At 65.8% G+C, this 13,507-nt stretch carries 8 protein-coding genes; 3 read left to right on the top strand and 5 right to left on the bottom strand.

Translation table 11 applies throughout. From position 1 onward, the window contains the following. Window positions 1–70 precede the first annotated feature (70 nt). The 3 genes from betA to SriyCCGPB3_RS09995 all read left to right on the top strand — a co-directional run bounded on the left by betA (window position 71) and on the right by SriyCCGPB3_RS09995 (window position 4,686). Window positions 71–1,753, top strand: a complete 1,683-nt coding sequence (gene betA, locus SriyCCGPB3_RS10005) for a choline dehydrogenase (RefSeq protein ID WP_049429885.1) — start codon at window positions 71–73, stop codon at window positions 1,751–1,753. A gap of 222 nt (window positions 1,754–1,975) precedes the next feature. After that, window positions 1,976–3,652, top strand: a complete 1,677-nt coding sequence (locus SriyCCGPB3_RS10000; protein ID WP_180860712.1) for a long-chain fatty acid--CoA ligase — start codon at window positions 1,976–1,978, stop codon at window positions 3,650–3,652. Window positions 3,653–3,813: 161 nt separating this feature from the next. Beyond that, the gene (locus SriyCCGPB3_RS09995) at window positions 3,814–4,686 is read left to right on the top strand and encodes a crotonase/enoyl-CoA hydratase family protein (protein ID WP_110712188.1); all 873 of its coding nucleotides are present in this window, start codon (window positions 3,814–3,816) and stop codon (window positions 4,684–4,686) included. Between the two features lie 73 nt (window positions 4,687–4,759). Here the strand turns inward: SriyCCGPB3_RS09995 and SriyCCGPB3_RS09990 are convergent, their stop codons facing one another. From SriyCCGPB3_RS09990 to SriyCCGPB3_RS09970, 5 genes are all read right to left on the bottom strand, one after another. Further along, entirely contained in the window at window positions 4,760–6,937 is a 2,178-nt protein-coding gene (locus tag SriyCCGPB3_RS09990; protein ID WP_324187256.1) for a response regulator, read from the bottom strand. Further along, window positions 6,934–8,079, bottom strand: a complete 1,146-nt coding sequence (locus tag SriyCCGPB3_RS09985; protein WP_110712186.1) for a response regulator — start codon at window positions 8,077–8,079, stop codon at window positions 6,934–6,936. Before SriyCCGPB3_RS09985 ends, SriyCCGPB3_RS09990 begins: the two co-directional genes overlap by 4 nt. Window positions 8,080–8,284: 205 nt before the next feature. After that, a complete protein-coding gene (gene lysS, locus SriyCCGPB3_RS09980; protein WP_110712185.1) occupies window positions 8,285–9,796 on the bottom strand; it encodes a lysine--tRNA ligase in 1,512 nt (503 codons plus the stop codon). Window positions 9,797–9,982: 186 nt separating this feature from the next. Then, window positions 9,983–11,623, bottom strand: coding sequence for an acetolactate synthase large subunit (locus SriyCCGPB3_RS09975; protein WP_153854882.1), 1,641 nt, complete (start codon window positions 11,621–11,623; stop codon window positions 9,983–9,985). 63 nt (window positions 11,624–11,686) lie between these two features. Further along, complete coding sequence (locus tag SriyCCGPB3_RS09970) at window positions 11,687–13,072, bottom strand: NAD-dependent succinate-semialdehyde dehydrogenase (protein ID WP_180847591.1); 1,386 nt, start codon at window positions 13,070–13,072, stop codon at window positions 11,687–11,689. Window positions 13,073–13,507 lie beyond the last annotated feature (435 nt).

Raw genomic sequence — 13,507 nt, 5'->3', positions numbered from 1 at the left:
GCCACCGCGCCGATCCGACATTCCGCCGGGACGCCTGCACGCAGCGCGCCCCGGCCCGCAGGAGACACCCATGAGCACCCATAACGAGTACGACTACATCATCATCGGCGCCGGTTCGGCCGGCAACGTGCTGGCCACCCGCCTCACCGAAGATGCCGATGTCAGCGTGCTGTTGCTGGAAGCCGGTGGCCCGGACTACCGGCTCGACTTCCGTACCCAGATGCCGGCGGCACTGGCCTTCCCGCTGCAGGGCAAGCGCTACAACTGGGCGTACAAGACCGATCCCGAGCCCTTCATGAACAACCGCCGCATGGACTGCGGCCGCGGCAAGGGCCTGGGCGGCTCGTCGCTGATCAACGGCATGTGCTACATCCGCGGCAACGCGATGGACTACGACAACTGGGCCAGCATGCCCGGCCTGGAAGACTGGACCTACCTGGACTGCCTGCCGTACTTCCGCAAGGCGGAAACCCGTGACATCGGCCCCAACGACTACCACGGTGGCGACGGCCCGCTGCGGGTGACCACGCCGAAGGCCGGCAACAACGAACTGTTCGCTGCGATGGTCGAAGCCGGCGTGCAGGCCGGCTACCCGCGCACCGACGACCTCAACGGCTACCAGCAGGAAGGCTTCGGCCCGATGGACCGTACGGTCACCCCGAAGGGCCGTCGTTCCAGCACCGCCCGTGGCTACCTGGACCTGGCCAAGCCGCGCCCGAACCTGACCATCGTCACCCACGCGCTGACCGACCGCATCCTGTTCTCGGGCAAGCGTGCGGTGGGCGTGCAGTGGCTGCACAACGACCAGCCGCAGCGTGCCACCGCGCGCCGCGAAGTGCTGCTGTGTGGCGGCGCCATCGCCTCGCCGCAGATCCTGCAGCGCTCGGGCGTCGGCCCGGCCGACCTGCTGCGCAGCCTCGACATCGACCTGGTGCACCACCTGCCGGGCGTCGGCGCCAACCTGCAGGATCACCTCGAAATGTACCTGCAGTACGAGTGCAAGAAGCCGGTGTCGCTGGCGCCGGCACTGAAGCTGTACAACCAGCCGGCGATCGGTGCCGAGTGGTTGTTCCTGGGCACCGGCATCGGCGCCAGCAACCAGTTCGAAGCCGGTGGCTTCATCCGCAGCGACGCCGAGTTCGACTGGCCGAACCTGCAGTACCACTTCCTGCCGGTGGCGATCAATTACAACGGCTCCAACCCGATCAAGGCGCACAGCTTCCAGATGCACGTCGGCTCGATGCGCTCGCCCAGCCGCGGCCGCATCCACGTGCGTTCGAAGGACCCGCGCGAACATCCGAGCATCCTGTTCAACTACATGTCGCACGACCAGGACTGGCGCGAGTTCCGCGCGGCGATCCGGATCACCCGCGAGATCTTCGCGCAGCCGGCGCTGGCTCCGTACAGCGGCCGCGAAATCTCGCCGGGCAGCGCGCTGCAGACCGATGCGCAGATCGATGCGTTCGTGCGCGAGCACGCTGAGACCGCCTACCACCCGTCGTGCTCGAACAAGATGGGCCATGCCGATGACCCGATGGCCGTGGTCGACGGCCAGGGCCGCGTGCACGGGCTGGAAGGCCTGCGCATCGTCGATGCCTCGATCATGCCGCAGGTGGTGACCGGGAACCTCAACGCACCGACCATCATGATGGCCGAGAAGCTGGCCGACGTGATCCGCGGCCGCACCCCGCTGGCCCGCAGCACCGCGCCGTACTACAAGGCCAACGGCGCACCGGTACGCAAGCAGGGCTGACGCAAGCGGCCCGCCTGGGGCCACGGTAGTGCCGGCCGCTGGCCGGCGTCCACCGGAATCCCGATCGAGCGCAGATGCCGGCCAGCGGCCGGCGCTACCACGCAAAGAGGCCCCTCGGGGCCTCTTCGCGTTTTCCCTACGGCGGGGTATGCTGCAATGACCGGCCATTGTCGATACGCTCAGGGCCGGAACCTAATACATCACGATTCCTGGAGGGGGAATATGAGTCTGGATCGTCCCTGGCTGCAGAGCTATCCGAAAGGCGTTCCCGCCGAGATCGACGTCAACGAGTTCCATTCGGTAGCTTCGGTCTTCGACGCTTCCGTCGCGAAATTCCGCGACCGTCCCGCCTACTCCAGCTTCGGCAAGGTACTCACCTATGGTGAGACCGATGCGCTGGTCAACCAGTTCGCGGCCTACCTGCTGGGTGAGCTCAAGCTCAAGAAGGGTGACCGCGTCGCCCTGATGATGCCCAACTGCCTGCAGTACCCGGTCGCCACCTTCGGCGTGCTGCGTGCCGGCTTGACCGTGGTCAACGTCAACCCGCTGTACACCGCCCGCGAGCTCAAGCATCAGCTGGTCGATGCCGGCGTGACCGCGCTGGTGGTGGTCGACAACTTCGGCGACACCGTCGAACAGGTCATCGCCGATACGCCGGTCAAGCATGTGATCACCACCGGCCTGGGCGACCTGCTCGGTACCAAGGGCGTGATCGTCAACTTCGTGCTGAAGTACATCAAGAAGATGGTGCCCAACTACCATCTGAAGGGTGCCGTCCGCTTCAGGCAGGCGCTCAAGCTGGGCAGCCGGCACACGCTCCCGAAGGTCGAGATCGACCACGACGACATCGCCTTCCTGCAGTACACCGGTGGCACCACCGGCGTGGCCAAGGGCGCGATGCTGACCAACCGCAACCTGATCGCCAACATGCAGCAGGCCTCGGCCTGGATCAGTGCGTCCGGCATCGAGATGGGCAAGGAGTGGATCATCACCGCCCTGCCGCTGTACCACATCTTCGCACTGACGGCGAACGGCCTGGTCTTCATGAAGTTCGGTGGCTGCAACCACCTGATCACCAACCCGCGCGACATGAAGGGCTTCGTCAAGGAGCTCAGGTCGGTGCCCTTCACCGCCATCACCGGTGTCAACACGCTGTTCAACGGCCTGCTCAACACCCCCGGCTTCGACACGGTCGACTTCTCGTCGCTGAAGGTCACCCTGGGTGGCGGCATGGCGGTGCAGCGTGCCGTGGCCGAGCGCTGGAAGAAGGTCACCGGCGTGACCCTGGTCGAGGCCTATGGCCTCACCGAGACCTCGCCGGCGGCCTGCATCAACCCGCTCACCCTGACCGAGTACAACGGCTCGATCGGCCTGCCGATCCCGTCCACCGATGCCTGCATCAAGGACGACAACGGCAACATCCTGCCGCTGGGTGAAGTGGGCGAGCTGTGCATCAAGGGCCCGCAGGTGATGAAGGGCTACTGGCAGCGTCCGGAGGAAACCGACAAGGCCATCGACGCCGACGGCTGGCTGCACACCGGCGACATGGCAAAGATGGATGCGCAGGGCTTCTTCTACATCGTCGACCGCAAGAAGGACATGATTCTGGTGTCCGGCTTCAACGTCTATCCGAACGAAGTCGAAGACGTCATCGCGATGATGCCGGGCGTGCTGGAAGTGGCCGCGGTCGGCGTGCCGGACGAGAAGTCCGGTGAAGTGGTGAAGGTCGTGATCGTGAAGAAGGACCCGAACCTGACCGCCGAGATGGTCAAGGAACATGCCCGGGCGAACCTGACCGGTTACAAGCACCCCAGAATCGTAGAATTCCGAAAAGAGCTGCCGAAGACCAACGTCGGCAAAATCCTCCGTCGCGAACTGCGCGATACGCCCGCCCAGTAAGGGTTTACGGCAGATTGAAGGGTATCGGGCCCGGGACGGAAACGTCCCGGGCCCTTTCGCATACGCCGCCGCAGAGGCGGTGTAGCATCGCCGCGTGTGTGGACCGTTCGGCCCGCCGGCCACCCACTTCATTCTGCGGGCCGCATGCCGAGGACCCCTACATGAGCACCATTGAAAAGCTGCCTTCCAGCGGCTCGCGTTTTACCACCATCCGTACCGAAGACAGCGCCGACGGCGCTGCCCACTGGCTGTTCATGCACGCCGATGCCAGCACCGGCGTGCGGCCATGCTGCCGCAAGGACATGCTCGATGAGATGTGGAGCTACATGGCCGCCATCACCCAAGGCCCCGCCGAGCGTCACAGCGGGAAGCTGAGGCATTTCGTACTGGCGTCCGATGCCGTCGCCTACAACCTCGGCGGTGACCTGGACCTGTTCACCCGCCTCATCCGCGAAGGCAACCGTGACCTGTTGCTGACCTACGCCCAGCGCTGTGTGGAGGGTGTACACCATCTGCATACCGGGTTCGGCGGCGATGTCCGCTCGATCGCCCTGATCCAGGGCGACGCCCTCGGCGGTGGCCTGGAAATGGCACTGGCCTGCCATACCATCGTTGCCGAGGAAGGCAGTGGTCTCGGCCTGCCGGAAGTGCTGTTCGGCCTGTTCCCGGGCATGGGCGCCTATTCGTTCCTGTGCCGCCGGGTGTCACCGCATCTGGCCGAGAAGATCATCCTCGACGGCCGGGTCTACAGCGCCGAGGAAATGCACGCAATGGGCGTGGTGGACGTGCTGGTGAAGAAGGGTGAAGGCCGTGCCGCCGTCGAAGATCTGATCCGCCAGCAGCAGCGGATTCCGCAGTCCTACCTGGCGATGAACGCCGCGCGTGGCATCGCCCAGGCCGTCAGCTACGACGAACTGCTGGAGATCACCAAGGTGTGGGTCGATTCCGCCCTCGCCCTCGGCGACCGCTCGCTGCGCACCATGGATCGCCTGATCAAGGCCCAGACCCGTCGCGCCGGCCTCGACGCGGCCTGATTCACCCCCTCCCCCCAGAAGGGTTCAAGCCCGGTTGGCCACCGGGCTTTTTTTATCGGTCCAACGCCATGGCTCAGCGCGCCTCGCCGTCATCAGCGGCACCACGGCTCCGGCGTTCGGCCCGTGCATCCAACGCACGTCGGCCTTCCTTGATCGCGTCCTGCAGGATGGTCAGGCGCGTACGCCATTCAGCCTTGAGCTGCCAGTCGGCCATCCGCATCAGCTCGCCGGCGCGGCTTGACGCCCGCATCAGGCCCAGGTTGCTGGCCACGCCCTTGATGGCATGGGATTGTTCACGGAACACTTCCCACTGCGCAGCTTCGCCGGCCTGCTCGGCCTTGCCCATGCAGGTCGCGGCATCCTCCAGGCACTGGCGGATGAATTCACGCTCGAACCCCTCCCCCATGCCCAGCGAGGCCAGCTCGTCCAGCACGCTGCTGTCGAGCACGCCATCCTGCAGCGGCGTCGTCGCCCGTACCACCGGCGCAGCCATGGTCTTCAGCTGGGCGTTGCTGGCGATCTCGGCCAGCGTGTCGAGCAGCCGCACCGCCACTACCGGCTTGGCCAGGAATGCATGCGCACCGGCCTGGGTACAGCGCTGGATCGCCTCCGGCGTGACGTCGGCACTGAGTACCAGCACCGGTGTGCGCGGGCCACCGCCGGCCTGCATCACCCGCAGTTCCTTGAGCATGTCCAGCCCGCTCATGCCCGGCATGTGCAGATCGACGATGACCGCGTCGAATTCACTGTCGGCCAACGCATCCAGCACCGCTTCGCCGCCGTCCACGCACAGCACGCGGTGGCCGGCCTTCTGCAGCAGGCGCTGCAGGACCATGCGATTGGCCTCGTGGTCGTCGGCCACCAGGATCTGCATGCTGCGCACGCGCGCCCGGTGACGCAGGAACGGATCGGCAAAGGCGATCACGTTGCCACCCTGCCCCACCTCCTCATCTCCGGACAGGCTCGGCACCGCCCCCGGCACCATCGGCTGCGGCGGCGCGAACGGCAGCTCGACCCAGAAATGGCTTCCGCGGGGCGGGTTCTCCAGGTAGCCGATGTCGCCGTCCATCGCTTCTACCAGGCCCTTGGCGATGGTCGTCCCCAGACCGGTGCCTTCGTGGCGGCGCGCCATGCTGACGTCGGCCTGCTCGAACGCATCGAACAACCGCGTACGCATGGCCGGCGCCACGCCGATGCCGGTATCGAGGATGTCGAAGCGCAGGCGCACCGCGCCGCTGGTGTCGGCGTGTACCACGCCGACACGGATCTCCACCCGGCCATGGTCGGTGAACTTGACTGCGTTGCCAGCCAGGTTCAGCAGGATCTGCCGCAGGTGGCCGACATCGCCGCGCAACCGTGGCGGCACGCCGTCGGCGATCTTCACCCGGTAGTCCAGCCGCTTTGCCTTGGCCTGCGGCAGCAGGATCAGCCCGATCGCCTGGATCACGTCGGACAACGCGAAATCCTCAGCCACCACGCGCAGTTTGCCCGCCTCGATGGCAGAGATGTCCAGCACCTCCTCCACCAGGGCCAGCAGGCTGCGCGATGATGCCTGGATGGTGTTGAGGCACTCGCGCTGCTCGTCATCCAGGCGCGTGGTCGCCAACACTTCGGTCATGCCATTGAGGCCATTCAATGGCGTGCGGAACTCGTGGCTCATGTTGGCGAGAAAGCGGCTCTTCGCCTCGCTGGCACGGCGCGCTTCGGCCATCGCCTCGGTCAACTGCCGCAGCAGTGTCGAGAAGTACAGAGGCACTGCCGCCAACCCGAGCCAGAGACCGATGGCCAGGCGGAAGTTCTGCTCCCAGTACGGGGTCAGCAGCACGGTACAGCCGAAGCTGACCATTGCCATCGCCACCGCCACATACAGGTAGTGATTGCCGAAACGCATGCCGTTGCCGACCGTCACCCACATCACCACGATGTAGACCCAGGCCAGTGGCTCGCCCATCTGCACCATGCCGGCGGCGATCAGGCCGTAGTCGGCCAGCATGCCCAGCACGCGGCGCGGATCGGAGCGTTCCGGTCGCCACAGCAGCCAGCCGAACAGCAGCAGTGACAGGCTCAGGCCTGTCAGCACGATCGCCAGCACGCCCGCGTACTGCTCATGCGGCAGGTCGTGGCGCGGTGCCGGCAGCAGCACATAGGCAAGGATCAGGCTGATCAGGACAATGCGGACGATCTGCTGGCCGTGTTCACTGTCCTGGCGTTGGGCCAGGCGCAGCCTCAGCTGCGACCACAGGCGTTTCACGCGCCCAGCCCCGGGCGCGCGGAGGCCATCGAATGCTCGGTGCAGATCTGGTCCAGCTGTTCGCGGCCACGCAGCAGCGCGTCCACGCAACGTGGGTCGAACAGTCGGCCACGCTGGGCATACAGATAGGCCAGGGTGGCTTCCATGGTCCATGCTTCCTTGTACGGACGCGGGGAAATCAGGGCATCGAAGACATCGGCAACGGCCACGATGCGCGCTTCCAGCGGAATCGCGTCCCCGACCAGCCCATCGGGATAGCCGCTGCCGTCGTAACGCTCATGATGGCGCAGTGCGATCAAGGCACCGACCTGGATGAAACGATTCTGGCTGCCACTGAGCAGCTCATGGCCGATCCGCGGGTGCCGGCGCATGATCGCCAGCTCTTCCTCATTGAGCTTGCCCTGCTTGAGCAGCACCGCATCGGGAATGGCGATCTTGCCCATGTCGTGCAACGGGGCAGCCATCTCGATCAGCCTGACGTCATCCTCGGGCAGGCCGAGCTGCTCGGCGATCAATCCTGCAACGCGCGCCATGCGCTCCAGATAGGCGCTGGTACCGGCATCGCGGAACTCGATCGCCCGGGCCAATCGCGACAGAGTCTCGCGTTCGCGTTCCTCGACCTCGTGCATGCTGGCCAGCAGTCGCTGCTCCAGCGACAACGCCCGCTGCTTCACGTTCTCGGTCTGCTGGCGCAGCTGCAGCAGGTTGTAGCAGCGCGCACGCAGCTCACGCGGGCGGATCGGCTTGACCAGGAAATCGATGACACCCGCTTCCAGCGCGGCCTGCCGGATCGGCTCATCACCGACCACGGTGATCAGGATCACCGGAATGTCGCGATGCTTGGGCAGGCGGCGGAAACGGCGCGCAAACTCGAGCCCGTCCATCTCCGGCATGCGGTAATCGAGCAGCAGCAGGTCGACCGGATGCGCCTCGCACCAGGCCAAGGCAGTCAGCGGATCACCGAAGTCATACACGCTCAGTTCGGGCGCGATGTCCTCGATGACGTGGCGCAGCATCGTCCGGGCGGACGTCTGGTCGTCAACAATGACGATGTTCAAGGCGTACTCTGCCTGGTTTCTCGACCATGCTGGATCATCAGCAGGCGAGGATACTCTGCCGCTGCGAACGCTCGCACCCTGCATCGGCCTGGCTCCCGTGTCATACGTCCCGGTTCATGATCGTCGTCGCATTGTGAAGCGGACTCTCCACGATGCATCATCCCCCTGCCGCCGATCAAGCCACAACAGGCGTCAAGGTAGTGCATTAACGATACGCCGAGTGCGGGAGGCGTCAATCGCGCCGTCTCATTTCGAGACGGCGCGCACAATCAGGAGTCAGGAAAGCGACTTACTGCTCCGGACGCATGTACGGGAACAGCAGCACATCGCGGATCGAGCTGCTGCCGGTCAGCAGCATCACCAGGCGATCGACGCCGATACCGAGGCCGCCGGTCGGGGCCATGCCGTACTCCAGCGCACGGATGTAGTCGGCGTCGTAGTGCATCGCCTCGTCGTCGCCGCCCTCCTTCGCTGCTACCTGCGCCTGGAAACGCTGGGCCTGGTCTTCCGGATCGTTCAACTCGGAGAAACCATTGGCCAGCTCCTTGCCGTTGACGAACAGCTCGAAGCGGTCGGTATAGCCCGGATCATTGTCGTTGGCGCGGGCCAGCGGCGAGACCTCCACCGGATGGTCGGTGATGAAGGTCGGCTGGATCAGGGTGTGTTCGACGGTGGCTTCGAAGATCTCCAGCAGCAGCTTGCCCCAGCCGTAAGACGGCTTGACGCGGATCTTCAGGCGCTCGCAATGGCGCAGCAGCGCGTCGCGGTCGGTGCAGTCGGCAGCAGAGATTTCCGGGTTGTGGTGGCGCACCGCCTCGTCCATGCGCCAGCGGCGGAACGCCGGACCCAGGTCGATCTTCGCGCCGTCCCACTCGACTTCGGTGCCACCGTTGACGGACCTGGCCACGTCGCGGATCACGCCTTCGGTCAGGTCCATGATCTCGTTGTACGTGGCATAGGCCTCGTACAGCTCCATCATGGTGAATTCCGGATTGTGGCGGGTGCTGACGCCTTCGTTGCGGAAGTTGCGGTTGATCTCGTACACGCGCTCCAGGCCGCCCACGGTCAGGCGCTTGAGGTACAGCTCCGGCGCCACGCGCAGGTACAGGTCCAGGTCCAGCGCATTGTGGTGGGTGGTGAACGGCTTGGCCGCCGCGCCGCCGGGGATGTAATGCATCATCGGCGTCTCGACTTCCAGGAAGTCGCGGTTGTCCAGCCACGCGCGCATCGCGCGGATGATCTTCGAGCGCTTGATGAACACCGCGCGTGACTCCGGGGTCACGATCAGGTCCACATAACGCTGGCGGTAGCGCTGCTCGACGTCGGCCAGGCCGTGCCACTTGTCCGGCAGCGGGCGCAGCGACTTGGTCAGCAGGCGGATCGATTCGGCCTTGACCGACAGCTCGCCGGTCTTGGTACGGGTCAGGCCGCCTTCGACGGCGATGATGTCGCCCACGTCCCAGCCCTTGAAGGCGGTGTAGGCGTCACCCAGCACCGCGCCCTGCAGGAACAGCTGGATGCGGCCGGACTCGTCCTGGATCTGCGCGAAGCTGGCCTTGCCCATGATGCGCTTGGCCATCAGGCGGCCGGCCATCTTCACCTGGCGGCCAGCGCCTTCCAGGGCTTCGGCGGTCCACTGCTCCGCGTCGGCGAACTCTTCCTGCAGGCGGCCGGCGAAGTCCTCGCGACGGAAGTCGTTCGGGTACGCGATGCCCTGCCCACGCAGCGCTTTGAGTTTCTCACGGCGCTCGGCGATCAACTTGTTTTCGTCGACGGGGGGGGTATCGGTAGCTTCGCTCATGGATCTGCGGGAATCGTGTAGTGAGGGGGGATGTTGCGCCCGGCACAGCCGGTTGCCCAGCATACCAAAACCGCCCTGCCCCGGCCCCGGCCCGCCGCCTGCCCCGGTAGCAGCCTGGGGTCAGATCCCTTTTGCGAGGCAAAAGGGATCTGACCCCATCCGGGACCCTGCCAGGACCCTGGATAGCTACCTGTTTCCTGGGAACGCCTGGCGCAGCTCGTCCACCAGCACCCGCTCGTTCTCCGAGTAGTCGATCGGCACCGACACCAGGTGCACCCCACCCTCGTTGAAGGCCGCTTCCAGGGTCGGAATGAACTGCTCGATGGCGGTCACCTCGTGGCCCTTGCAGCCATAGGCCTCGGCGTACTTCACGAAATCGGGGTTGCTGAAGGTCATGCCGTAGTCGGTAAAGCCATCCACCGCCTGCTTCCAGCGGATCATGCCGTAGGCGCCATCGTTGAGGATCAGCACCACCAGGTTCAGGCCCAGCCGCCGCGCGGTCTCCAGCTCCTGGCTGTTCATCATGAAGCCGCCGTCGCCGCACACTGCCAGCACCCGCCGCTGCGGGTACAGGATCGAGGCCATGATCGCCGACGGCAGACCCGCTCCCATCGTCGCCAGCGCGTTGTCCAGCAATAGCGTATTCGCCACCTGAGTGCGGTAGTTGCGCGCAAACCAGATCTTGTACATGCCGTTGTCCAGCGCCACGATGCCGTCCGGCGGCATCACCTGGCGCACGTCGTGCACCAGCCGCTGCGGGGTGAACCCGGCCTCTTCGGCACGATCGGCGAGGTGCTCGAGAATCGTCGTACGCAGCGGCAGCAGCGCACCGGCATTGGGCACCGCGCCTTCGATGCGGTCGGCCAGCTGGGTCAGCGAACGGCCGATATCGCCGATCACCTCCACCTGCGGGAAGTACACCTGTTCCACCGCCGCCTGCGAATAGCCGATATGGATCACGGTCGGCCCACCCGGGCGCATCACGAACGGCGGCTTCTCGGTGACCTCGTGGCCGATCGTCACGATCACGTCGGCCTGGTCGATCGCCATGTGCACGTAGTCGCGCTCGGTCAGCGCCGCAGTGCCCATGTACAGGCCCGAGCCACCGGCCACCGCGCCCTTGCCCATCTGCGTGGTGAAGAACGGAATGCCGGCACGCAACACGAACGCCGACAGCGCTTCGCTGGACTGCGGCCGCGACGCCGCCGAAGCAATCATCAGCAGCGGACGCTTGGCATTGCGGATGATCTCCGCCGCGCGATCCAACGCCTCCGGGCTGGCAATCGGACGATCCACCGCGTGCGGCGGAATCAGCGCGACGCCCTCGACCTCATCGGCAGCGATATCCTCCGGCAGCTCCAGCAGCACCGGGCCCGGGCGCTCTTCCTGGGCGACACGGAACGCCTCGCGGACGATGGTCGGGATGGTGCGCGCCGACACGATCTGCCGCGCCTGCTTGGTCAGCGGCTTCATCGTGCTGACGATGTCAACGATCTGGAAGCGCGCCTGCTTGCTGGCGACGATGCCCTTCTGGCCAGTGATCATGATCACCGGCCACGCACCGAGAAGCGCGTAGGCGGCACCGGTGGTGAAGTTGAGCGCGCCCGGGCCGAGCGTGGCCAGGCACACACCTGGCTTGCCGGTCAGCCGGCCATAGGTGGCCGCCATGAACACCGCCGCCTGCTCGTGGCGGGTGATGACCAGCTCGATGCTGGAATGGCGGAGCGATTCGACCACGTCGAGGTTCTCCTCGCCGGGGATGCCGAAAATACGTTCGACGCCTTCGTTCTCAAGCGCGGCGACGAGAAGGTCTGAACCCTTGGACATTGGAATGCCGTCCTTTTCGCTGGACTGATGATGGATCGTTGCAGGAAGGGTGGAAGCCGCGCGTCAACGCTTGTCGAACCACACGGTCTGCGCGTTGACGAACTCGCGGATACCGAAGTGCGAGAGCTCGCGGCCGAAACCGCTTTTCTTCACGCCACCGATCGGCACGCGCGGGTCCGAGGCGGAGAAACCGTTGACGAACACGCCGCCGGTCTGCAGCCGGCGCGCCAGCTGCATGGCCCGTGCACGATCGCCGGTCCACAGGTTGCCGCTGAGGCCGAATTCGCTCTGGTTGGCCAGTTCCACCGCATGATCGGCGTCGCGGGCGCGGCTGATCGAGGCCACCGGCCCGAATGTCTCGGTATCGAAGGCCTGCATGCCCGGCTCCACGCCGGCCAGTACGGTGGGGGCATAGAACGCGCCCGGACGATCCAGCTGGTGGCCACCGACCAGCAGCTGCGCACCCGCATCCACCGACGCCCGCACCTGCGCATCCAGCTGCTCCAGCAGGTCCTGGCGCGCCATCGGGCCGATGCGGTTCGCCGGGTCGCGGCCGTCGCCGATGGTCAGCGCCTGCACCTTCTGGCAGAACTGCGCCACGAACCGGTCGTAGACCGCGTCTTCGACGATGATGCGCTTGCCGGCAATGCAGACCTGCCCGGTGTTCTGGAAGCGCGAGGCCACGGCGGCATCGACCGCAGCGTCCAGATCGGCATCGGCCAGCACGATGAACGGATCCGAGCCGCCCAGTTCCAGCACCACCTTCTTCAGCGCCTGCCCGGCCTGGGCGGCGATGCTGCGGCCGGCGGCCACGCTGCCGGTCAGGGTGACCGCAGCAATGCGATCATCTGCGATCGCGCGGCTGGTGCCGTCGCGGCTGATGTTGGCGGCAATGAAGGTGCCTTCCGGCAGCCCTGCGTCGCGCCAGGCGGCATCAAGCAGCTGCGCGGTACCAACGATGTTCTCGGCCGGCTTCAGCAGGAAGCCGTTGCCGCCCATCAGGATCGGTACCGCCGCGCGCATCACCTGCCAGTAGGGGAAGTTCCACGGCATGATGCCCAGCACCACGCCCAGCGGCAGGTAGGACACGTAAGCCTTGTCATCGGGCACCTGGGTCGGTTCGTCGCGCAGGAACTGCGCGCCATTGTCGGCGTACCAGTCGCACAGCACGGCACACTTCTCGATCTCGGCCAGCGATTCGGCCTGCACCTTGCCCATCTCGGCGGTGGCCAGCGCGGCCAGCTTTTCACGGTCACGGCGCAGTACCACCGCCATCGCGCGCAATACGTCTGCGCGCTGTTCGAGGCTCCTGGCGCTCCAGGCGGCGAAGCCGGCCTGGCCGCGATCGAGGATCGCTTCCAGCTCGGCGTCGGTGGCGAAGGGGTGGCTGGCGATCTGCTGGCCGGTGGCCGGATCGCGGGAAACAGCAGTGGTGGGGGCAGCGGACATGCAGGGCTCCTGTTGTCTCGACAACGGGCGGTGGCCCGTCTCCTGCAGAGGAATGTGGACCCGATGGACGGGCACAACAAGGCGTCTGCTTATCCTGTGACCTGCACTTACCTGCCTGAATGGGGTGGATTCTCCTGGCAGGGCTGCGCCCTGCACCCGCCGAAGCAACGGCAACAACCGTAGCAACAGCACAAGCTGGTTTCCTATGGGATGGCGGGGTGGGGCCGGTTGCGGGGGGCGCTGCAAGTACGTCCATGTAAGCTCGGTCGCCGCATCCATGCGGCTCACGCCCCCGCAACCGGCCCCACCCCGCCTTCGACGGTTTCCTGCTATCTGTCGGAAATACTCTTGGGGTCAGATCCGTTTTCCGTAGGAAAACGGATCTGACCCCGGAACTTCTTTCGATATCTGACAGATGTGTCGACCAAGGTCGAC

This window comes from Stenotrophomonas riyadhensis, assembly GCF_040256885.1.
In the GTDB taxonomy this organism is placed as follows: Bacteria; Pseudomonadota; Gammaproteobacteria; order Xanthomonadales; family Xanthomonadaceae; genus Stenotrophomonas; species Stenotrophomonas riyadhensis.
Note: the sequence above shows the minus strand (reverse complement) of the source record. Positions and strands in the feature narration are given on the sequence as shown.